Source organism: Desulforamulus aeronauticus DSM 10349 (genome assembly GCF_900142375.1).
Lineage (GTDB): Bacteria > Bacillota > Desulfotomaculia > Desulfotomaculales > Desulfotomaculaceae > Desulfotomaculum > Desulfotomaculum aeronauticum.
Genome location: NZ_FRAR01000005.1, coordinates 214,189 through 237,659 on the forward strand (window position 1 = coordinate 214,189; position 23,471 = coordinate 237,659).

Genomic DNA, 23,471 nt, shown 5'->3' on the forward strand with positions numbered 1-23,471 from the left:
GCAGACTTATCAACAACTAGAAAACTAGGTATAATAGGGAAAGAGCTAAGCTAAGCGGGGCAAGTATTAACTTTGCCCCGTTTGTTATGTACTACGGGGGAAACTTCAATGATTGATAAGCGACTCATGGGAGAAGCCAAAAAGGTTCGCCTGTATTTGGCACTGACAATTAGTTTGGGACTCTGTACTGGGCTACTAGTTATTTTGCAGGCGGCAACCCTGGCCAAAGTTATCAGCGAGGTTTTTTTAAACCACCAGACACTTTCTCAGGTCTGGAACGGGTTGTTGCTTTTATTAGGTGTGATCCTTCTCAGGGCACTAGTAAGCTGGCTTACCGAGGTAATAGCCCAGCGGGCCGCTGCTCAAATTAAGAGTGCCTTACGGATGCAGCTTCTCCAGCACGTATTGTCACTGGGTCCAGTACATGCCCGGGGGGAACGTACTGGTGAGCTGGTAAATCTGATGACCGAGGGTGTGGAAGCCCTGGAGGATTATTTTGCCCGTTATTTGCCTCAAGTGGCTTTAGCTGCTCTTATTCCGTTGCTCATCCTGTTCTTTGTGTTGCCAATTGATCTAACCTCCGGCATCATCCTTCTTTTTACCGCTCCCTTAATACCCTTCTTTATGATTCTCATTGGTAAATGGGCGGACCACCTGACGAAAAAACAGTGGGATATCATGAGCCGGATGAGTGCTCATTTTTTAGATGTGCTACAGGGCCTAACTACCCTAAAAATCTTTGGACGCAGCAAAGACCAAGTTCGCGTAATTGCCAGGATCAGTGATGATTTTCGCAAAACGACCCTAGGGGTACTGCGAGTCGCTTTTTTATCGGCCTTGGTGCTGGAACTGCTTGCCACTATCAGTACCGCTCTGGTGGCAGTGGCCCTGGGGTTACGTTTGGTATACGACCGAATTCCCTTTCAAGAGGCCTTTTTTCTCTTGCTGTTGGCACCAGAGTTTTATTTACCCCTGAGAAATTTAGGCAGCCAGTTTCATGCAGCTATGGCCGGGGTGAATGCAGCTAATCGCATTTTTGAAGTGTTAGATCTGCCCCTGCCGGTGACTGAAGGGCTAGGGCAGCAAGCTTGCCCCAGTAACGGACAGCTTCATATTTCCTGGCAAAATGTTAGTTTTACTTATAGTGGTACAGACCAACCAGCCTTACAGGAATGCTCCTTTGAACTGCTGCCCGGACAGGTGGTGGCACTGGTGGGTCCCAGTGGTGCTGGCAAAACCACCATTGCCCAGTTATTATTACGTTTTATTGAACCCAGCGGGGGAACCATGGCCGTGAATGGTATCTCCTTACAGCAACTAGGCGCTGCAGACTGGCGCCGCCAAGTGGCCTTTCTACCCCAGCACCCTTATCTTTTTTACGGTACAGTGGCGGCAAATATTGGGCTGGGTCGGCCGGAGGCTACGCTGGCAGAAATAGAAGCAGCAGCCAAGTTAGCCGGTGCCGACCGGTTTATCAATGAATTACCCCAGGGTTACCAAACGCCGGTGGGAGAAGGAGGGACCCGTCTAAGCGGCGGGCAGGCTCAACGCGTAGCCATTGCCCGGGCTTTTTTAAAGGATGCCCCACTGGTAATTCTTGATGAAGCTACCACGGGTTTGGATCCTGCCACTGAAGAACTGGTTCAGGAGGCACTGAGTCGTTTAATGCGGGGACGTACAGTTTTGCTCATTGCCCACCGTCTGTCCACCATCTATCAGGCCGACCACATCCTGGTACTGGATCAGGGACGGGTGGTTGAACAGGGGCGGCATGAACAGTTGCTGGCAAGACAAGGGCTATATCACCGACTGGTGACAGCCTACCGAGGTGAATCGGCATGAGTGATTTTTTACGCCTAGTCAAATTAGTTAGCCCTTATTGGCAGCGAATGCTGTGGGCTGTGCTGTTGGGCTTTCTCACGGTGGGCAGCAATATAGGTCTACTTACAACCTCAGCGTATCTAATCTCAAAAGCAGCCCTGCACCCCTCCGTGGCAGAACTCATGGTGGCCATTGTCGGAGTGAGGTTCTTTGGCATTGCTCGGGCAGTATTTCGTTATCTAGAGCGCTATTTCTCCCATGACGTAACCTTTCGTTTGCTAAGCCAACTGCGGGTGTGGTTTTACCAAGCTATGGAGCCACTGGCGCCAGCTCGTTTGCAAATTCAGCATAGTGGCGACCTGTTAAGTCGTATTGTCTCTGATGTGGAAGTACTAAAAAATTTCTACCTGCGGGTGTTAGCACCACCACTGGTAGCGGTGCTCATACTGGTACTGATGATTACCTTTTACAGCCAATTTGCGGTTAAACTTACTTATCTGTACTTGTTTTTCTTTGTGGTTGCCGGGCTGATCCTACCTTTAGGAGTAAGACTACGGGGACGTGGCCTAGGTAGACAGATGGTAGCGGTGAGAGCACAAATGAACGCTAGGTTGGTGGATAGTATCCAGGGCATGACAGAAATTATCGCTTATGGGCAAAGACAAGCAATACAAGAGAATGTGAGCCAAATAAGTGGTAAATTGATTTCACTACAGGGAAAAACAGCGGTTTTGTCCGGCTTGGCCAATTCATTGAATGGTTTAACTATGCACTTGGCCTTGTGGTCAATACTGGTTCTTTCGATACCCCTGGTGACAACTGGTGAAATCAAAGAGGTCTACTTGGCGGTACTGGCCTTGGGGGTACTTAGCAGTTTTGAAGCTGTGGGCAATTTACCGCTGACCTTTCACTATTTGGAGGAAAGTCTAGCAGCAGCCAAGCGATTGTTTAGCATTACCGCCACCAAACCAACAGTTAGTAATCCAATGCTACCGACGTCAGTACCAGATAGCTTTGATCTCCATACGAAGGGGCTAAGCTTTAGTTATGATCGGGATAAAACCTATGCCCTGCAAAATATCAACCTAGCCATCCCTCAGGGAGGGCGGGTGGCGGTGGTGGGACCCAGCGGTGCGGGAAAGAGTACGCTGGTCAACCTGTTGCTGCGATTTTGGGACTATCAGCAGGGGTCCATTTACCTTGGCGGGCGCAACATCAAAGAACTTCAGCCCGAGGAGTTACGGCAACTTATTGCTGTGGTGGCCCAGCGCACCCATCTCTTTAATACCACCATTCGGGAAAACCTTCTCTTGGCTAAGCCCACAGCTACCGCAGAAGAACTGGCAGACGTCGTCCACCGGGCCAGGCTTGACGATTTTATCCAAGAACTTCCGAATGGCGATCAAACCTATATTGGTGAAGGTGGCTTTAAACTTTCCGGTGGCCAGCGGCAGCGCATAGCCATTGCCCGAGCGCTATTAAAGGACGCTCCTATTTTAATTCTTGATGAAGCCACTGCCGGGCTAGATGCGGTAACCGAGCGGGAAGTAATGTCTGCCATTGATGAATTGATGCAGGGGCGTACCTGCCTAATGCTTACCCACCGTTTGACAGGTCTCGAAAGGATGGATCAGATCCTGGTGCTGGATGAGGGTAAGCTGGCAGAACAGGGTACTCACCGGGAGTTGTTGCAGCGGAAGGGACTATATTACAGGATGTGGGAGTTATCCCGGCAAATTGAACAGTAAGAGGAACTAACATATTAGTATTTTAATCTAATAGGCTAGAAAAGATTGGTAGAGGTGATGCCGGTGGCAACTATAGCAAGTAATGTGATAAAGAAAATGATCCTTTATTTTGATGGTGATCTAAAGCGTATTAATCATGCTCTTAAAGTATATGCGTTTGCCAAAAGCATAGGGGAGTTGGAGGGAGTTTCCGGGGAAAAACTACAAATCCTTGTCTTAGCCTCTATTTTACATGATATAGGAATCAAAGAGAGTGAAATGAAATACTCATCATCTGCTGGAAAGTACCAGCAAATCGAGGGTCCTCCTGTAGCACGGGATCTTTTACAGGAGTTTCCTTTAAGTCAAGAATTTATCGATCGGGTTTGTTATTTGATTGGAAACCATCATACCTATACCAAAATAGATGATATAGATTTTCAGATTCTGGTAGAAGCTGATTTTCTGGTCAACATTTTTGAAGATGAACTGGTAAAAGAGCAAGTAAACTCAATAAAACAAAAATATTTTAAAACTGGAACCGGTCTCAGTTATTTAACAAGTATGTATGGCCAGTAGGTCGTCAATAATCTGCTTAGATGTATCCAGCGACCCCTGTGTGTGAAGAAAACTCTGGGCTTTTAGGACGGTGTGTCCTAAAGGAAGCATAAACTTATGGCTGGCGGGGTTATCAGTAACGGCACAATGCCCGGTATTCAGTTTTTTTATCAGCTTAATCCTTTAAGAGCAAGACTTGGCCGTTACAAGAAAGCAACAGCCCCTCCCAAATAGAGAAAAACGGCTTTGTATACATGGAAAACCTCCATTTCCAAAGCCGCTCTATCTGGAAAAGGGCACACACTACCAAGCCCTCTATAAATAGAGAACAGCGGCTTTGATTTTCTCAAAACCGCTGTTCATTGACAATACAACTTTTATGGCATAGGCTATCCACCCACCGAGCAACGGTTTTTTCTTTTCCGCTTGCGCGGTGGGTATTTTTTATTTTATTTGGCTGACTTCAGGTCAAGTTGACCCGAAGTTGTGTCGCGAATAGTGGAAAGCGGAGTAAACCATTATTATTTTATATCTTTTTGCCAATATAAAATACATATCCATAATACTGTTTGTATCTTGAATATAGGTCTGCCTCACGCCTCATAAATGAAATCATATTCTCAACAGTTTTATTGCCCACATATTTTTTCAAAAATTCCTCTTGCCTTGTTTTTTGCGGAATAAAATAATTGTCTATCCAACAACTTTCAGGCAGCGTAAATGCGGCAACAGGAATATAACCTGTTTTTTGCATGAGGGAAATATTATGCCCTATTGTGGAAATTTCAGGAACTGCGTTCATCCACCACTTCTCAATTTCAGCAGGGCGTTCATCGGTAAACCATGACTCATAGGTTACGGCAACATAACCATCTTTTTTGAGGAACCCTTTCCAGTGATTCAAGCCTTTTTCAAAGCCAATATTGGCAATAGCCCCCTCAGACCATATAAGGTCAAATTCTTCATTCTGAAACGGTAAATTATCCATTGAGCCGACTATACCTTTTACCCTGTTCTGTAAACCAAGTTTTTTAGCTGTTACGTTGAGTTTGTCAATCGAACCGGCGTAAAGGTCGAGGGCGGTAATGGTTGCTTCTGTATTTTGTGCCAGAGCCATTGTTTGAGAGCCTGTGCCGCAGCCTAAATCGGCAATTTTTGATTTGTTCGACAAATTGCCAATAAAATTTAATGCCCTGATAGTTTCTTCGGGACTGCCGGGTCCCTGGCGTTCAAGCTCTGTGAAAAATTCATTGATGAGAGCAAACTCAAATTCGTGGATTTTTATTTCTTCCATTGCTCATACTCCTTATCTTCTGAATTATACCTTTGGCTTCTGTGGGGCGGCGTTCTTTTCTATAAACCACTCAATGTGCGCCGATAATAGTTTAGCGGCCTCTTTTTTGTCAGACGTTGTATCTGAAATGCTTAGCAACAAATAAAACGGTGCGTAAAACTCAAGTGCAAGCTGTTTTGGGTTGCTTTTGTTCCAAATGCCTTGTTCTATCATTTCACGGAACAAATCTTCCATATAGCTGACAGGCCCGCTTACAAGACATCTTTGATACAGTTCCATTATTTCTGGGTTTCTGTATTGCTCCAAAGTCAACATTTTTCTAAAATTACTGGCAAATTCGTCTTCCGTCCAAAAATGAAACTGCGCTTCGATAAATACCTTAATTTTATTTACAGCAGTATTGCGGTAGGCCGATGGTGATTTAACAAATGTTTCCTCTGGAACTTCATACTTTTTTGCTCTTTCAACATCTATCTGATAGATACGTTCCACAATACTGTCGAATATATCCCGCTTATTCTTATAGTGCTTGTATAAAGCCCCTTTTGTCATGCCAAGCTCCCCCGCAATATCGCTGACTGAAGCAGCCTCATATCCATCCCTCGCAAACAATCGAAGTGCAGTCTGCAAAATGTTTTCTTTTGTGTCGACCATCTAAAAATCCTCCCTATATAGTAAACCACCGTTCACTATCATTGTAGTGAACGGTGGTTTACTTGTCAATGAATTTTACAAGAACAACATTACAAATTAAGCGAAAGTTTTGGTATTCCGCTAACCGGCAAGCAGGGCAAGTGTATAGACACTTGCACATTTTCGAGATTTCCTTACGGGAAAACTCAAAAATTGCTTGTTGGGGTAGCCACCCCAAACCCAGCTAATGTTGCGTCATTCGCTGTCGCTCATTCCTTATTTAATTTCGGGCAAACTTGGCCCGAAGTCCTATCAAAATCTTCTTGTCTTATTAAACATTCATGATAGAGTTTAAGTAAAATATTAGACCTTAAAAATTTATAAATCCGTTGTTTGATTTTCCTTTTTTTTATGAGGTTATATATTCGTCTGTCGGCTGACTATACGTTATTTTTATCTTCGGTACTTGCTTCCTTATGGACACTGCTCATTAGCTCAGAGTTTTTTATTCTTTATGGTAATTTAGCTATTTGATGTACTAAACTCCAATGTTCTTCAGTCACTGGCATTACCGAAAGCCGTGGCTGATGTACCAATTCCCACTCCCCAAAGACTGAGTTTTGTTTAACTTCCTTGAGTGTCACAGGTCTGTCTAAAGGATAACGAGGTGCCACATCCACCACAATGTAACGGGGATCCTGCTCCTCTGGATCTGGGTAAGCCGTGGCCACTACTTCCGCCACACCCACGATGGCCTTTTCCTTACCAGTGTGGTAAATAAACACCAAATCACCTAACTGCATGGTACGCATATATTTGAGTGCTTTAAAGTTTCTCACACCATTCCAACGATCCCGTCCCAGCCTCACCAAATCAGCGTAACTATAGCTTTCTGGTTCGGTTTTGGCCAACCAATAGGCCATATTATCACTTCCTCTTTTCAATATTTTTTACAGACTTGATAAACATTTATACACTTCCCCTATGCCTGGGTAAACTAAATAAGGACTACGTTAGTGGAGGCTAAAGGGATGTTAGATATAGCTTTGGGTTTTAGCACGTTGGAAGACGAACTTGAAGATCAAATACTACCAGTAACTGGGCAAATTCCCCATTGGCTCACCGGAACCTTAATTCGTAACGGAGCTGCCAAATTCGAAGTGGAAAAGGAAAAATACCAGCATTGGTTCGATGGCCTAGCTATGCTGCATAAATTTTCCTTTCAGCAAGGGAAAATTTCCTATACCAATAAATTCCTGAGGGGAAGGACCTTCACTAAAGCAATGGCTGCGGGCAGGATTGTTTACCCGGAATTTGCCACCATGCCCCGTCGTTCCCGCCTGGGAAAAATTTATTTGAATGCCAGTCAACAGTTTACCGACAATGCCAGTGTCAATGTCACCAGAACCGCGGGTCGTTTTCTTGCTCTGACCGAAACGCCACCCAGGGTGGAGTTTGATCCCGGAACGCTTAGAACCATCGGTCGTTTTAACTATGACGACAATCTTAACGGTCAGCTAACCACTGTCCATCCCCATTATGATTATACCAACCAAGAGGAAATTAACTATATTACCCGTTTTTCCTTACGCAGTTCCTACAATATTTACCGCATTAAACATGGCAGTATCACAAGGCAACTGGTAGCGTCAGTGCCAGTTATGTTTGCTTCTTATATGCACAGTTTTGCCATAACGGAAAACTATATAATTTTGTCGCAATTTCCCTTGAAAATCAATCATTTTAAACTCTTAGCAACGGGCACTCCCCTTGTCCAAAACTTACAATGGCAGCCAGAACAAGGAACAGTTTTCCTGGTGGTGAACAAAAAAAATGGACAAATCCAAGGGCGATACCAGGCCGAGGCATTTTTTGCCTTTCACCATATCAATGCCTTTGAAATAGAAGGGGGATTGGTGGTGGACTTGGTAGCCTATCGTGATGCCTCTATTATGGAAGGGCTTTATTTAAAAAAGCTAAAGGAAAAAAAGGGTACACTGCCAACTGCAGAAATCAGGCGCTATACCATCCAGTTTACCAGTAAATATGCGGATTATCGACTGCTGTCCCACGAATATACGGAGTTTCCCCGCATAAATTATAGGCATTACAATACCAAAGAGTACCGTTTTGTTTATGGCCTATGTGATCATCATTCGAATGGCTTTAACAATAAGCTTATAAAATTTGATGTTCAAAAAAACAAGAGTCTTAGTTGGTATAAAGACCACCAGTATCCCAATGAGCCAATTTTTGTACCTTCTCCAGATGCTACAGAGGAAGATGATGGGGTGATTCTCTCTTTGATTTTAGACACGCAGTTAGAAAAATCATTTTTATTAATACTGAATGCTCAGGATTTTAATGAAATAGCCAGGGCACAAATTCCCCTTGCTATTCCTTTTAACTCCCATGGGCAATATTTTGCGTGATTTTTTATGTCAAAAGAAGAAGGTTTCTTGGACTTGTTTAGCTAATACTTTAATTAGTTGTTCAATTAAGTAACAATCGAACATTCTTTATTTACTATAGAAAGGATGATAGAAATAAGGTATCTCAGTAAAATAAAAAAATCTCTTGCTTTATTGCTTTGTAGTAGTTTGTTATGTGTTGGCCCCTTACCGTCGCTGGCGGCGACAAACTATCAGGCAAACATTGTTATTGATAATACGCCGGTTGTTATCCCTGCCGGGGATCAGCCTGCTGTTATTAAGAATAACAGAACCTTTGTGCCGCTGCGGATTATCAGTGAAAATTTAGGCGCCCAGGTGGATTGGCTGAACCAAACCAAACAAGTGATTATAACGACCCCACGTGGGAAAGCAACGACCATACCCCAACGGGATAAAGCTACTGATGTACAAATTGTGGTGGATGGGCAGATCATCCCGGTTTCCCAAGATGGGTTACCCTTTATTTCTGCTGGACGCACAATGGTACCCTTACGCCTGGTGGGAGAGGCTCTGGGCTGTTATGTAGAATGGCAGCAGACCGGTCGCACAGTAAACATTACCAGTCAACCAGAACAACCAGAGCCTGAACCTGAAATACCGACAGTACCAACCACACCAGAGAATCCGGAACAGCCACAAATTCCAGAAACTCCTGCACCTGAACCCGCGCCGATAGACATGGCTTTATTGCAGGAACTGGCAGAGCATAAAACAAACCTGCGTCTTTTGGATAAATCCATCATCAATTCTCAGGATTTGCTCACGATGAATGCGGCCATTTTTACCCCGGAGCAAATGAATTTGCTGAAAACCTATCGAGATCAATTGAGTAAATACCCGGATAGAATTACATTACCAAATGGTACGGTTGTAACTCTGGCAGAATGGTCTATTTTTGGTGAATCTGTGGCCACTGCCGAACAACTTAAAGCCTGGTTGGATGAAAAAGTTAGAAATGAGGAACGGTTAGGGCGACAGGTAATTCCAGTGCCGGATGTAGCCGAGCTCTACTTAAAAATCGGAGCTGAATACGGTATTCGGGGGGACCTTGCCTTTGCTCAGGCAGCTAAAGAAACCCGTTACTGGCAATTTACCGGAGATGTTCAGCCCTGGCAGAATAATTACTGTGGCTTGTGGGCTACCGGCGCTGCCTTGACCGGCCAAGAATCCTTTAATGGGGCAGATCCTTCATTTGTTTGTTTTGAGGCAGGGGTGCATGGGGCGATTTTTGCCACACCAGAGGCAGGTGTAGAGGCTCATATTCAACATTTGTATGCCTATGCCACGAAAAAACCATTGCCTCAAGGAAAGGTGTTAGTTGATCCACGCTATAGTTTGGTCTCGGGGGGAGTGTCCCCGACCTGGTTAAAACTAAACGCTCGCTGGGCGGTTCCGGGCACCACCTATGGCCAAAGTATTATTTATGATTATTGGCTCCCAGCTTTACAGAAGTAGCAAAGCTCCGAGTATTAGGCCCATGTGTAGGTTAAAGAGGAGAAATTATGAAGTCAGACTTCAGCTACTTTGTTAAAACGATACCGCCAGAGATGTATTCAAGAACGAAGGCGAATATTTGCCAGCACATAGCTATTTTTGAGCCTGAAGAATATGTTGTTGGAGAGGTACTGTGTGTTGATGATTATCATTTTGTTCTAATTTTGGCTAACGCACCTATAACGAGAATCAATAATATTGAATATCATTTGAAAAAAGGTGATATGTTGGTTATTCAGCCGTGGGAGGAGGTTTATGGTGTACCCGGTGATAGCCGGAAGCACGGTAAATATCTGAACATCGCTGTAAAAAAAGATTTTTTCCAAAAGATAGCCGCCGAAATAACAGGTGAAGAACCCTTTCAATTTAACCGTATTCAGAATTGTTACAGTAGGCAGTTGCTGGATTTAATTGGTAATTTTCAACGTGAATTGATGAATTATGGGGAGTCATACCCTCAGATGATTCATAGCATCGCCACACAGATTGTATTTCAATTAATCCGCGACTTGAATGCTGATAACGCAAAGAATAAGAAAAAGGTAGCTAAGGAAAATCAATATATAAGTAAGGCTATACTATTTATGCAAGAATACTATAATACCAGTATCAGCATCAGTGATATTTGTAATCTGATTTATCTAAGCCCTTGTCATTTTAAGCGAGTATTTAAAGAGTATACAGGGCAGACGCCTTATCAGTATTTAATGGGGATACGTTTGGAGAAAGCAAAAGAATTACTAAGAGAAAAAAAGAGTTCTATTGAGGATACAGCAAGACGGTGTGGTTTTGTAAATCCAGGACATTTTGCTGTGGTTTTTAAGCGCAGCGCAAAAATGTCACCATCGGAATACAGAAAAATGCATGAATAAATAGTAAGGATATTTTTTAGTTGCACTGTTCACATGTTTTGTGAACAGTATTTTTTTTGTCAAAATCCTAAAAGAGCACTTTTAGAAAAACACATGATATTTTTGAAAAATAAAATGCTTGCCCCACATGGTAGTATCAAGAAAGGATCAGGAATAGTCTTGTTTCCGAATTATAGAGCAAATCCGTTTTAGGCTAGGCTTACAAATTTACTCACAACAGGGGGGAATTTTATAGGGAAAAGATAAATTGCTTAGCGTTGTTGGACTACTAGGCAAATTGTTTCAAAAAATTTGAGATAGGAGGATTTTTATGAAAAAATCTATACTTTTGAGTATTGTGTTGTTAATTGTTTTCAGTTTTGCTTCCCTTGCCAATGCCGATACCACCTTAACCCTGGATAAGGCATCCTTTTTGCCAGGACCCGACCAAAAAGTGAAGGTTTATTATACAACTGATTATCCGCTCTTTGATGATGCTTGGATTGGCATCATTCCTCCGGGAGTTCCCCATGGTTCAGAAAAAGAAGGCGATGCTCAGAATATTACTTATGCGTATATTGAAGATGCACAATACGATAGTAGTAGCAAAAAGTACGTAGAACTGGAAGTTCCTGCTACTGCTGGGAATTACGATATCCGTATGTATAATACAGATAGCCCCGACAATGATGGAATAGAATTGGCCTCCACTCCCTTATCTGTTGGAATGTCGGCTCCAACAACAACAACTCCTGATACAACTGCCCCCGGAACAGTTACTCCTGGTACGGGTACACCGGGCACAACGACTCCGGGTACAACCACGCCTAGTACTGGACAGAACACAACTCCCGGTACTACCAATACGCCGGTTACCATCATCAACAACAATACCACCATCAATCAGAACACCAATACCACAATGAACAATGCCAATACAAACACCAATATTTCTGGGAGCACCATCGCCAACAGCAATATTGCAAGCAACAATCAGACCAACCAAACCACCACCAATGATAATTCCATTAAGGTAAGCCAGTATGTAAGTGTTCAGGTAAACGGCCAGCCCCTCCAGTCGGACGTGAAGCCCTTTGTTAACGCTGATGGTCGCACCATGTTGCCCATTAGAGCCATTGCCGAAGCATTGGGTGCGGATGTCAAATGGGATGAGGCTACCCAAACTGCTACACTCACCTTAGGTGCCAAAGTGGTTAAGGTTACCCTCGGCCAAAATAATATCCTGGTTGACGGAGTGCCTGTTCCGATGGATACTGCTGCAGCTTCTAAAGATGGGCGGACGGTACTGCCACTACGGGCTGTTAGTGAGGCCATGGGCGCCGATGTTGGTTGGGATCCAGCAACTTCAACGGTAAAACTTAATAAGCAATAGAAGATTCCCTAAAGATACCGGGGATTAAAGGATACAAGAATATAGGAAGTTAAGGACTTTCGCCTAGTAGGTGAAAGTCCTAAATGATGTACGCCCGGCATAGGCAGACTTAATCAATTGCGAAGTAAGGGACGAGACTCACATCACCCCGCTGTTATGGAAGTTTTTTCGAATGTAGGGGCCGATGTGGCTCGGCTCCTATAAAATTTATGTATTTATTTTGTATGTTCATGTGTTTATCGTGCCCCACTACCTCACCCTAGAAAAATTCCAGCAAATATGTTATATTCGCAATGATACATATTCAGAATAATACAATAGTAAAAAACATATAATTGGATATATTAGATATAAATGATAGGTGGGGAATCGAATGAGTTTATTTGATTTGACAGGAAAATCTGCAGTGGTTACCGGCGCATCCTCCGGGCTTGGTGTGCAGTTTGCACTGGCTCTGGCAAGGCAGGGTGCCGATGTTGCCTTGATGGCTAGAAGAGTGGACAAGCTGGAGTCCGTCAAAAAAGAAGTTGAAGCACTTGGCGTGAGGTGCATTGCGGTCCCTTGCGATGTGACAAAGACCGATGAGCTTAAAAAGGCCGTCCAGCAGATTGAAGGGGCTTTTGGCAAGGTGGACATTCTGGTGAACAATGCCGGAACCGCCGGGAGTACCCCAGCCGAGGACCAGAGCGATGATGAGTGGAAGCGCATTATCGACCTGAATCTCAACAGCGTTTATTATGTCAGTAGAGAATTTGGCAAGGGCATGATTGCCCGCAAATACGGAAAAATCATTAATATTGGCTCCATCCATAGCACCGTAGGAATGACCGGCTTCAGCCTCAGCGGCTATTGCGCGTCAAAGGGCGGCGTGGTCATGTTGACCAAGGAACTGGCCAATGAATGGGCGAAGCATAACATCACGGTCAATGCCATCGGCCCGGCTTACTTCCCCTCTGAGATGACCGATGCCTTTGTGGATGATCCCGGCTTCAAACAGATTCTGGCTACTTACTGCCCTATGAAACGGGCCGGTCGCCCGGGCGAGCTGGACGGTGCACTGGTCTACTTTGCCTCGGATGCATCCAGCTACACCACGGGCCAGCTTCTAACCATCGACGGCGGCTGGACCACCATTTAATAGCCTTCAACTTTCATTGAGACGCAAATTTTACATTGGTAAACGATAAAAAGAGCACCCATGCAGGAGTGCTCTTTTTTTGTCTGCCCATGACGAATGGAGTTTTATGATGTGCAGCATCGAACAATTCCGCAGGCCAGTCGTTTGCCGGAGTTTCCTGCTGGCTGAGTACGGTAATCATCTGGGTTTTGATGGATGATTACGGTATGACCAATGGCCTGGGCCGCGCAAAATTTATTGGTAAAGAAGGACATCCTGGCATAGCCGTTGTTAGAAAATAACACTGGAAAATCACCGGCATGGTTGCCATGAGGTTGGTTATAAGGGTTCCAGTGTTCTCCCGCGGCCTGGAAGGGGTTGCTGGGATCGCCTACTTCACAGCTACATTTTTCATGGAGGTGAAAACCGTGGGGTCCCACCGGGCTTTGGCCGTTTTGGGCTGGTTGGTAAGGCGGCAACCCGCAAATCTCGGCGGAAACCCAGGTACCCCCAGGCACATCCTGAAAATATACCATTCCCGTGATCTGTGGTGCCAGTGGGCCACCCCGAATCTCCGCAACAGCGGTGTTACAATACGTTGTATTCATATCATCATCTCCCAACACCATCTTGGTTAACGTATTTTATTGTATGTAAAAGCTTTTCTTATTGTTATCCATAGAAGTAAAAATCTGGTAAATACTTCAAAAAAGATTAGGAAAAGTATTGCTGGCATGACAATTGCAATAGAATTTTGTAAAAAACATCAACATGGAGGGTTCATAAAATGAAAAAATTTAGTAAAGAACATCAATGGATAGAGGTAGTGGATGATAAGGGTCGGATGGGGATTACCAAATTCGCTGCAGAGCAATTAGGCGACATTGTCTATCTGGAGCTTCCTGCGGTGGGGGATCAAACTGTCGCTGGGGAACCCATGACAGTTGTGGAATCTGTAAAATCTACTTCGGATATCTATGCTCCGGTAAGTGGGGAGGTATCATCTATAAATGAAGCATTAGGGGATGCGCCGGAACGTTTAAATGCAGACCCCGAAGGAGAGGACTGGATTGCTGAACTAAAACTGGATAATCCAGAGGAATTGGCAGATTTAATGACAGAAGAAGAATATCTCACCTTTATCAAGGAAGGGAACTAATTCTCCGACCGCTTGGGTGACCACAAAAGACATGGTTATCTTTCCTTTAATACCTTTTTGTTTTACCTTATGGTAAACTGAGGATATTAATTAGGAATGCTAACAATGTCTTTTGCTTTTTGGAGGAAAATTTTATGAAAGTCAAGCAGGTCATGTTAGAGAATCCCCGGACATTGCATCGTAGTAAAACACTACGGGATGCCAGTGAGCTCTATAAACAAACCAAAGTGAACTGTGCTCCTATTGTTGATGATGAAAACAATGTAGTAGGGATCTTAACCGTCTTCCGACTGCTGGAGGCTCTGGAGGCTGGGGAAACCTTTGAAACCCGTGTGGATGAAGTCATGGATTGTAACTTGCAAATTATTGATGAAGATACCTGCTTTAGTGAAATCTGTCATAAGCCCATAGATCGACTGGTAATCTTTAATCAAAAACGCAAATTAACAGGTGTTCTTACAAGAATTGATTTAATCAATAAAGTACACCGGGCCCTGGAAAATACCGAAGATAAATTAGCCGAAGCCTTTGAAACCAATAGAAAACTAGGAAGTATTATTGAGGCTACCTACGATGGGATCATTGTGGTGGATCATCAAGGGGTTGTTCAAATGGTCAACAGCAGTTATTTTAGACTGCAGGATTCTTCCCATGATCCATCCGGTCGTTTCCTACAGGAGATTCCTCTGGAGTGTTGCCAACAGGTGCTTGCGGTTTACCAAGAGGTTATGCAGAAAGGAAAAGTAGTCTTTGCCCGGTTTCAAGGAAAGAATCTCATTGAACTGACCATTACTGGTTCACCGATTCTAGACGAGCAAAATCATCCGGTTCGTGTGGTGATTGGTCTTCGTGATTTTACAGAGTTAAATCAGTTAAAATTACAATCAGCCCGGTATTCAGAGGAGTTAAAATCTTTGCGATTCAAGGATCAAAAAGAATTAATTTTTCAGGATATTGCTATGGAACGAGTTGTTCAAAAAGCCTTACGGGTAGCCGAGGTTGATTCAACTGTGCTCATTACAGGAGAGTCTGGCGTGGGAAAAGAAGTGATTGCCAGAACCATTCATCGCAACAATCCCAGGGCAGAGGGGCCTTTCATTGAAATAAACTGTGGAGCTATTCCAGAACATCTTTTGGAATCGGAATTATTTGGTTATGAGAAGGGAGCCTTTACCGGAGCCAATAAAGAAGGAAAACCTGGTATGATGGAGTTGGCCAATGGAGGGACTCTGCTACTGGACGAGGTAGGGGATTTACCTTTAAATCTGCAGGTTAAGTTATTGCGTGCTTTGCAGGAGCAGGAAATTTACCGTATTGGCGGACGGGCGCCTGTTAAATTAGATGTACGAATTCTTGCTGCCACTAATAAAAATTTAGAACAAATGATTGCGGAAAAGAAATTTAGAGAAGATTTGTTTTACCGCCTGAATGTTGTGCCGATCCACATTCCACCACTGCGGGAACGAAAAGGTGATATTTTCCCTCTAGCCATGCATTTTTTAGAAAGATTTAATACCAAATATAACTATCACAGGCTTTTTTCCTCCGAGGTTTTTAAACTTTTTGAAAAATACCCTTGGCCCGGAAATATCAGGGAATTAGCCAATTTAGTAGAACGGCTGGTAATTATGTCAGAACAGGATACGATCCACTCTGATCAATTACCACCAACCTTTTTTAGCAAATCGGTCGCCAGCCCTCTACAAATATCTATTGATGAAATCATTCCCTTAAAGGAAGCCAGAGAACAGGTTGAAAGTGAGCTAATTATAAAAGCCTTCAAAAAATATAGAAGCTTACGACGTACGGGAGATGCACTGGGTGTAGCTCATTCTACCTTGCTACGTAAAGCAAGGGCCTTGGGTATATCCTATGAGGAGTAACCAGCGGTGCAAAAAGTAAACAAGGTGGTCGAAAAACGCACCAGCCTTGTGACAAATAGAATAAATAGAGATTTGCGAGTGTCGCTAGCGTGACATGAAAAGAGCATGGTGCATTACAACACCATGCTTTTTTTACTTCCTGCACTCATAAGGAATTATGTTGATGAAAATGTAAGAAGAAAACCTAAGTTTCCGCCTACTTACCGGTGTCTTTTAAGCCACGGAAGGCAAGCCAAGTTTTCTAAATTGAGTATGGATTGATAAGACTTACAACTTGGCACAGGCTTTGCAAAAGTAATAACAAGAACAAGCGCTTGAACCTACTCAATGGGGCGGTGATGAGAAGTAAAGGGATACGAGTTAATAACTTTTGAAATTATAAAATCTTGAAGGAGGAATATTCATGGGTGCTTATGGTGCCTGGATAATTGGCTTAGCAGTTGCCTATACAGCTATTCTAATTATTCTGGGGAACATTGTAAGGAAAAAAGCCACCAGTGGTGAGAGCTATTGGGTTGGTGGTCGTAACTTTAAACCTTGGATGGTGTTTGTTTGCATAACGGGTTTATTTTCGGGCTCATCCTTTATCTCAATTTTAGAATTATCTTATCTTAAAGGTGTTTCTGCCGGTTGGTACGGTATAGCTGAGATGCTGCATGTTCTTATTATTGCAGTGCTGTTAATTGGCACCTTCCGGAAGCGCATGATGGTTACTGTAAGCGGTTTAATTGGGGATTCCTTTGGTCGTATGGCAATGGGAGTAGCTGGCACGATTACTGCCTTTACCTTCCCCATGTGGTCTGTAGCCACCGCGTTATCCTTCGCTTCGGCAGTGAGTGCTTTCACCAATATTCCCATTACCACATCGGTTGCTTTTGTGGCAATCTTGCTTTTGATTTACCTGCAGGCTGGCGGTATGTGGTCGGTGGTTATGACACAAACTGCCAACACCGTGATGTTCTTTGTAATGTTTATTGTTGGCACCATAGCCTTTTTTATTAATCCTGGTGTTGAAGGTCTAAAGCACCTAGCTGAGGTTAAGCCGGCCATGTATGATCCCACAGGTGTGGGACTGCAAATGATTATTTCTTGGTTTGCAACGTTCTTGATTAACGTTTTGCTGGCTCAGGCAGCTTTCCAAATGGCCCTCTCCTGCCGGACCCCCGAGGAAGGTCGTAAGGGTATGTTGATGGCCTTTGGTGCCAATATTTTCTTCGTATTCTTTGGTGTTCTGTTCGGGTTGGCAGCGGCGGCCGTAGTACCGGATGGTACCCGCGGCATGGTAGCAGTTCCCCAATATATGGCTACGGTTCTACCTGCACCCTTTGTTGGTTTGTTTTTTCTAGGTATTTGGGCCTGTGCTTTGGGGTGGGGAGCTTCCTGTCAGTTTTCTGGTTCCACAAGTTTAGGTCGTGATGTAAGCGGAGCCATTAACCCGGCCCTCACCGACAACCAAAAAGTAACCTATACAAAGTGGTCTCTGGTTATTCTTACAGCGCTCATGATTATTCTTGGCTTCCTACGCAGCGAACAAGCCGCCTGGTGGAATGTATTTGCCTGGACCCTGCGCAACGGCGCTACTTTTGCTCCAGTGGTGGCAGCACTCTTCTGGCCATTGGCTACCAAACGCGCTGCTACCGCTTCCCTGGCCATGGGCTTTGTTTCAGGTCTGGCCTGGTATGCTCTGGGCCATTGGGATCCTGTTAAATTCTATATGAATGTTCACCCTGTATTCTTTGGCATGTCCTTGAATATGCTTACCATGCTGGTAGTTACCCTTATGGAACAGTCTGGCAAATATAGAGTGGGCGGGGAAATGACGGCTGCTCGTAAAAATGTAGCGATGACAGCCGTTACCCTTGGTGGTCTGTCACTGGTTTCCATTGCAACTGCCTTCAACTGGTTATATACCAAAGGTTTGCTGGGGCTGGCTTGCTTCTTGGTTGTTGCAGGGATCTTTATCATAACCATATCCGTAACATCGCCAACAGAAAAAAGCTTAGTAAAATCTCTATAGACCCATTTTATCAAATCATAACAATTTAGCCTAAAAGGAGAGAACACATATGTCGAAAGTCCATATCAACTGGGAAGGAAATATGAAATTTGTAGGTGCTGATGATAGCGGTATTGCCATTCCCATGGATGCCTCAGAAATATATGGTGGTCAGGGTCAAGGGGTAAGACCGATGGAGTTAATGTTAATGTCTCTGGGTGGTTGCACAGGGATTGAAGTTACCCATATTCTCAACAAAATGCGAGTAACCTTTGACGATTTAAAAATAGAAGTTACTGGCAACAGAGTGGAAGATCACCCCAAGGTGTTTGGGGATATTCAGCTAATTTATCGTTTTACAGGGGAAAACGTTCCGGCCGAGAAGGTAAACAAGGCCCTACAACTGGCTGAACAGGTTTATTGTTCCGCAGCGAACATGATGAATAAAGTAGCAAAAATCACCTATTCCTTTGAGATCAATGGCACGATGTATGAATATCAACCCAAACCGGCCGCCAACTAACAAATCTAAGGGGGATTAGTGGTTAAATGACTAACGAAAATTTTGATCTGGTTGTCATTGGCGGCGGCCCCGGTGGATATACCGCCGCTGCCAGAGCAGCTGCCCTGGGAGGGAGGGTAGCTTTGGTTGAAAGGGGAGCCTTGGGAGGTACCTGCCTTAATCAGGGCTGTATTCCCACCAAGACGTTACTAAAGTCCACGGAAGTATTGGAAACAGTTAAAAAAGCAAAGGATTTTGGTGTAGAAGCAGGCAGCCCGGAAATATCTTTAGAGAAACTTCTGCATCGGCAGCAGGCGGTTATTAAGCGTCTTAATACAGGCGTTGAGTTTCTCATGAAAAGCCATAAGGTATCTGTTTTCCAAGGTGAAGGCAAAATAACTGCTACCAATGAAGTAACGGTTTCTAATCCTGCGGAGCAGACAATTCTTAAAACTGAAAAAATTATCATTGCGACTGGGTCCCGTCCGGCTGTTATCCCGAGTATGGAACCAGATGAGGAAAGAATTATTAATAGCAACCATGCTTTGCAGTTGAGTGATCTTCCCGGCAGTCTGTTAATCATTGGCGGAGGCGCCATCGGAGTAGAATTTGCCAGCATTTATCACAAGCTGGGGGCAAAGGTTACCCTTGTGGAGGCAATGGACCGAATCTTACCCTTTGCTGATGAAGAAGTAAGTAATGGATTAAAGCAATTGATGACACGGGAAAAAATTTCGATTCTCACCAGTGCTAAAGTAGCGGGAATTACCCGTTTAGAGGAGGAACTGGTGGTTACTGTTGAGACACCAAAGGGACTCCAAGAGTGCAATGTTGATAAAGTTCTGGTAGCTGTGGGACGCAGGCCCAATGTGGAAAATCTCGGTCTAGAAGAAATTGGCGTTCAAATCGAAAAGGCGAGAATTGTCGTTAATTCCTGTATGGAAACCACTGTGCCAAATATTTATGCTGTTGGGGATGCCACAGGTGGTATTTTATTGGCCCATGTGGCTTCTACAGAAGGAGTTGTGGCTGCAGTAAACGCTATGGGCGGTCATAAAAAGATGGATTACACTGTTGTGCCCAGTTGCATTTACACTTCACCGGAGTTGGCCTCGGTGGGGATCACTGAAGCCCAGGCCAAAAGCCAAGGTATTCAGGTAGTTGTGGGCAAGTCCCAGTTTACCGGTAGTGGGAAAGCACTGGCCATGGGCGAGAACAAAGGATTGGTTAAAATCATTGCCGATGCAGAAAATGGCAAAATTCTGGGAGCTCATATCCTAGGCCCACAGGCAACCAGTCTTATTTCAGAGCTAGCTTTGGCCATAAAGCTAGGAGTCACAGCGGAGGATCTGGCTGAAACCATCCACGCTCACCCCTCTCTGCCTGAAACGGTGTGGGAAGCAGCCGAGCAGGTAGTGGGGCTGTTAAAAACAGTATAATAGAAAAAATGTTTAATAAAAGGAAACTGCTGATTTTCGGCAGTTTCCTTTTATGCATATCGGAAAGTATAAAACTTTCCGATATGCATAAAGGCAAACTAAGCTTTCGCCGGCGTCTAAAGACTTGGCGCAAGCCAAATTTTTCTAATATGCTATTTGGTAAAAACTCCATGTTCACTGGGGGAGGAAAAATACGATAGTAATACGAAAACAATATGTAAGTTGTCAAGGGATAACAGCTAATAACTAAAAACTATTTCTACAAGTTTAGATGAGTAATCTTTTTATTAAAAAAAAATTACCTAGGGTGTCATCTTTTTTACCCCTGCTCTGTCAATAAGATGAATCCATAAACTTGAACTGTTGCGCAACGGGAAAGGGGGGTGGCACCAATCAGTATCAATACGCCGGCGGTGTTCACAGGTGCCGTTACTACCTGTAGTAAGAATATGGAAAGAGATCTTCAACAACTATATAAAGAACTTTATGGAAAACTTACACGTCAGGCGGCCTTTGTCTTGGGAGACCCAATGGCTGCAGAGGATGTGGCTCAGGAAGCCTTTGTCCGGTTATATCGTACAGGTCTGTCTCAGATAGATAATCCGGCGGGCTGGCTGACTAAAGTGACCAACAACCTCTGTTTTGACTTCCTGCGAAGTGAGGGAAGCCGCCGTCGGAGAGAGGAAAAATATGCTCAACCGGCAGATCTTTCTCCTAACTTAGCCATTTCTTCCACAGAAAATGAAGTCATGGGTAAAGAGGAAGTACGCTTGGTGCAAAAAGCTCTGGGGAAACTTCAGCCGCGGGACCGGATGGTTCTAGTAATGAAGTTTTCGGGTTACAGTTATGATGAGATCGCAGCCACTGTTGAACTTAACAAGAGTTCAGTAGGTACCGTTTTAGCTCGGGCTCGGGAACGTTTTAAACGCGAGTATGAAGGGTTGGTATGAAAACCCAGGAGGTGACATCATGAATTGTCCAAACAAAGGAACTTGGCAGGCCTACTTAGATTACGAAGTTAATGAAAACGAAAGAGAAGGTCTAAAAAATCATGCAGCCGGTTGCAGCCAATGTCAGAAAATCATTGAGGAGCTGCAGGAGTTAGACCAATGGACTACCCAGCGTTTAATTCCTTTTCAACAAGACATCAGAGAGCGAGTTGCCGTAAATATACAGGAGCATGAAATAACAAATTTGAAGATGAAGCAACAAAAACCAGTGGTTAGGAGAGATATTTGGATGAGTAATAGAATTAAAAAATGGGTTGCCGTTGCCGCATCTGTAACGGTATTAACAGGATTGCTGACTTTTTCTCCGGTACAGCAAGCTGTGGCGGATTTTCTATCCATCTTCCGGGTACAGAAGTTCCAAATGGTTCAAATAAATTCTAGCGATCTGGAGCAAATGGCCAGAGCCATCGAAACAAAGGTTGGGGAAGTGGATTTACAACAATTTGGTAAAATGGAAGTAAGCAAAAAACAAGAACATATGAAGTTACCTTTGTCTAAGGTACAAAGCCAATTGCCCTTTCAGTTAAAACAACCCTCTTACTTACCTACAGGACTCTCGTTGGCAGACCAGGTGTCCGTACACACTGAGGGGCAGGCAGAGTTCCAACTAAATGTGAAGGAAGCCAATTCATTACTGAAGGGATTAGGTGCACAGACCTTTCTCCCAGAATCTTTAGAAGGTAAAGACTTTAGTGTTCGTGTACCAGCTGGTGTCCGACTGGATTACGTGAATGGAGAGGGATATTCCTTCACTTTAAGCCAGTTCAGTTCTCCGGAATTGACTGTCCCAGATGGTGTAGACCCCCGGGATTTAAGATCAGCTTTGTTGGATCTACCCATTTTACCCTCGGATTTCAGACGTCAATTAGCCAGCATTGAAGATTGGCAGAATACCATGATTATTCCTGATACCGGTGAAGGTACTATTGAAAAAATTACAATTGATAGCAAAGAAGTTATCTTTGGGGAGAATAAGAATGGCAGGAGCAATCTCATGTGGATTGATCAGGGTGTAATATATCAATTAAATGGTCATTTACAGCGTGAGGAAGCTGTCAAGATTGTGGAGTCCCTATCTTAGCATATCGGAAAGTATAAAACTTTCCGACATGCATAAGGGCAAACTAAACTTCCGCCTGCGTCTAAAGACTTGGCGCAAGCTAAGTTTTTCTAAAAAACAATTTGGAGAGAAGCAATTTGTTAGCTATCGAAACTCATAACCTAACGAAAACTTATCAGGGACAGGGAGGCTGCCAGGGTATATCCCTGGCAGTTCCCCGAGCCACCGTTTTTGGCCTGCTGGGACCAAATGGAGCAGGCAAGAGTACTCTGGTGAAAATGCTGGTGGGGCTGTTGCAGCCCACATCCGGGGAAGCAAAAGTTTTGGGTAAACCCATTCAGGATGCTGCCTCACGACAAAAAGTAGGTTTTTTACCGGAGAACTTCCGCTATCATGACTGGCTAAGCGGGGAGGATTTGTTACGTTTTCACGCCTCCTTATTTGGTTTGTCAGCCAGTGAATCCGCTGGGCGTATCGCAGAAGTACTGAACATGGTGGGATTATCTGAGCACAGACATAAGCGCGTCGGTAATTATAGTAAGGGTATGCAGCAACGGATTGGGCTGGGGTGTGCCCTGCTGCCAGACCCGGAACTGATTTTTTTAGATGAACCTACCTCAGCCCTAGATCCCATTGGCAGGAAAGTGGTAAGAGATTTGATTGTGTCTTTGCAGGAGCAGGGGAAGACGGTTTTTATTAACAGCCACCTTCTCAGTGAACTGGAGAACATTTGTAATCATATCGCTATTATTAAACAAGGGAACCTACTTTTTCAAGGCAATTGGCGAGAATTAACAAACCGGCAAGTGCAGGTAAAAATTATCTTAGATGTATTGGGAAATGAAAATAGATTGGCGGATGCTGTGCCAACTGAGTATCAAGTGATCTCACAGACGCCAATAATAAAAAATACCAGATATGAGCTTTTAATCAGCTGCCCCTCTGAGGAAGATATTCCTGGTTTGATTCATTCTTTAACAGCAGCTAATTATCCAATCTTTGAAGTCACTCCGGTTACAGATTCCTTAGAAAAGATTTTCTTAGACTATGTCAGTAACCGGGGATGGGAAGGAAGGTAGCC

General features: G+C 44.1%; 20 protein-coding genes. 16 read left to right on the plus strand and 4 right to left on the minus strand.

Annotated elements, in window-relative coordinates:
* The first annotated feature begins 108 nt into the window (after positions 1-108).
* The 3 genes from cydD to BUA78_RS02225 all read left to right on the plus strand — a co-directional run bounded on the left by cydD (position 109) and on the right by BUA78_RS02225 (position 4,127).
* Positions 109-1,842: a thiol reductant ABC exporter subunit CydD gene (cydD, locus tag BUA78_RS02215; RefSeq protein WP_072910653.1), complete on the plus strand. Its 1,734-nt coding sequence runs from the start codon at positions 109-111 to the stop codon at positions 1,840-1,842.
* Positions 1,839-3,569: a thiol reductant ABC exporter subunit CydC gene (cydC, locus tag BUA78_RS02220; RefSeq protein ID WP_072910654.1), complete on the plus strand. Its 1,731-nt coding sequence runs from the start codon at positions 1,839-1,841 to the stop codon at positions 3,567-3,569. The genes cydD and cydC overlap by 4 nt, the downstream gene beginning before the upstream one ends.
* Positions 3,570-3,632: 63 nt before the next feature.
* A complete protein-coding gene (locus BUA78_RS02225; RefSeq protein ID WP_072910655.1) occupies positions 3,633-4,127 on the plus strand; it encodes an HD domain-containing protein in 495 nt (164 codons plus the stop codon).
* A 505-nt stretch (positions 4,128-4,632) separates the two neighbouring features.
* Here BUA78_RS02225 and BUA78_RS02230 read toward each other — a convergent pair.
* The 3 genes from BUA78_RS02230 to BUA78_RS02240 form a co-directional block, all read right to left on the minus strand.
* Positions 4,633-5,400, minus strand: coding sequence for a class I SAM-dependent methyltransferase (locus tag BUA78_RS02230; protein WP_072910656.1), 768 nt, complete (start codon positions 5,398-5,400; stop codon positions 4,633-4,635).
* A gap of 24 nt (positions 5,401-5,424) precedes the next feature.
* A complete protein-coding gene (locus BUA78_RS02235) occupies positions 5,425-6,054 on the minus strand; it encodes a TetR/AcrR family transcriptional regulator (protein ID WP_072910657.1) in 630 nt (209 codons plus the stop codon).
* A gap of 491 nt (positions 6,055-6,545) precedes the next feature.
* Entirely contained in the window at positions 6,546-6,956 is a 411-nt protein-coding gene (locus tag BUA78_RS02240) for an EVE domain-containing protein (RefSeq protein WP_072910658.1), read from the minus strand.
* Positions 6,957-7,064: 108 nt separating this feature from the next.
* Between BUA78_RS02240 and BUA78_RS02245 the strand changes: the two genes are divergently transcribed.
* From BUA78_RS02245 to BUA78_RS02265, 5 genes are all read left to right on the plus strand, one after another.
* On the plus strand, positions 7,065-8,465 hold the full coding sequence (locus BUA78_RS02245; protein ID WP_072910659.1) for a carotenoid oxygenase family protein: 1,401 nt from the start codon (positions 7,065-7,067) through the stop codon (positions 8,463-8,465).
* Between the two features lie 105 nt (positions 8,466-8,570).
* Complete coding sequence (locus BUA78_RS02250; RefSeq protein WP_072910660.1) at positions 8,571-9,941, plus strand: stalk domain-containing protein; 1,371 nt, start codon at positions 8,571-8,573, stop codon at positions 9,939-9,941.
* Between the two features lie 47 nt (positions 9,942-9,988).
* Entirely contained in the window at positions 9,989-10,852 is an 864-nt protein-coding gene (locus BUA78_RS02255; protein ID WP_072910661.1) for a helix-turn-helix domain-containing protein, read from the plus strand.
* A gap of 310 nt (positions 10,853-11,162) precedes the next feature.
* Positions 11,163-12,224, plus strand: a complete 1,062-nt coding sequence (locus BUA78_RS02260; RefSeq protein ID WP_072910662.1) for a copper amine oxidase N-terminal domain-containing protein — start codon at positions 11,163-11,165, stop codon at positions 12,222-12,224.
* A 373-nt stretch (positions 12,225-12,597) separates the two neighbouring features.
* Positions 12,598-13,362: a glucose 1-dehydrogenase gene (locus BUA78_RS02265; RefSeq protein WP_072910663.1), complete on the plus strand. Its 765-nt coding sequence runs from the start codon at positions 12,598-12,600 to the stop codon at positions 13,360-13,362.
* A 104-nt stretch (positions 13,363-13,466) separates the two neighbouring features.
* Here the strand turns inward: BUA78_RS02265 and BUA78_RS02270 are convergent, their stop codons facing one another.
* The gene (locus BUA78_RS02270) at positions 13,467-13,949 is read right to left on the minus strand and encodes a superoxide dismutase family protein (RefSeq protein ID WP_084082271.1); all 483 of its coding nucleotides are present in this window, start codon (positions 13,947-13,949) and stop codon (positions 13,467-13,469) included.
* Positions 13,950-14,128: 179 nt separating this feature from the next.
* Between BUA78_RS02270 and gcvH the strand changes: the two genes are divergently transcribed.
* From gcvH to BUA78_RS02310, 8 genes are all read left to right on the plus strand, one after another.
* On the plus strand, positions 14,129-14,500 hold the full coding sequence (gene gcvH / locus BUA78_RS02275) for a glycine cleavage system protein GcvH (protein ID WP_072910665.1): 372 nt from the start codon (positions 14,129-14,131) through the stop codon (positions 14,498-14,500).
* Between the two features lie 134 nt (positions 14,501-14,634).
* On the plus strand, positions 14,635-16,383 hold the full coding sequence (locus tag BUA78_RS02280) for a sigma 54-interacting transcriptional regulator (RefSeq protein ID WP_072910666.1): 1,749 nt from the start codon (positions 14,635-14,637) through the stop codon (positions 16,381-16,383).
* Between the two features lie 403 nt (positions 16,384-16,786).
* Complete coding sequence (locus BUA78_RS02285) at positions 16,787-18,400, plus strand: sodium:solute symporter family protein (RefSeq protein ID WP_072910667.1); 1,614 nt, start codon at positions 16,787-16,789, stop codon at positions 18,398-18,400.
* 49 nt (positions 18,401-18,449) lie between these two features.
* Complete coding sequence (locus tag BUA78_RS02290) at positions 18,450-18,902, plus strand: OsmC family protein (RefSeq protein ID WP_072910668.1); 453 nt, start codon at positions 18,450-18,452, stop codon at positions 18,900-18,902.
* 26 nt (positions 18,903-18,928) lie between these two features.
* Entirely contained in the window at positions 18,929-20,320 is a 1,392-nt protein-coding gene (gene lpdA / locus BUA78_RS02295; RefSeq protein WP_072910669.1) for a dihydrolipoyl dehydrogenase, read from the plus strand.
* 383 nt (positions 20,321-20,703) lie between these two features.
* Entirely contained in the window at positions 20,704-21,270 is a 567-nt protein-coding gene (locus BUA78_RS02300) for a sigma-70 family RNA polymerase sigma factor (RefSeq protein WP_238456683.1), read from the plus strand.
* Between the two features lie 19 nt (positions 21,271-21,289).
* Positions 21,290-22,411: a DUF4367 domain-containing protein gene (locus BUA78_RS02305; protein WP_072910670.1), complete on the plus strand. Its 1,122-nt coding sequence runs from the start codon at positions 21,290-21,292 to the stop codon at positions 22,409-22,411.
* 116 nt (positions 22,412-22,527) lie between these two features.
* Positions 22,528-23,469 (plus strand): ABC transporter ATP-binding protein, encoded by a 942-nt coding sequence (locus tag BUA78_RS02310; RefSeq protein WP_072910671.1) that lies wholly within the window; start codon positions 22,528-22,530, stop codon positions 23,467-23,469.
* Positions 23,470-23,471: the final 2 nt, after the last annotated feature.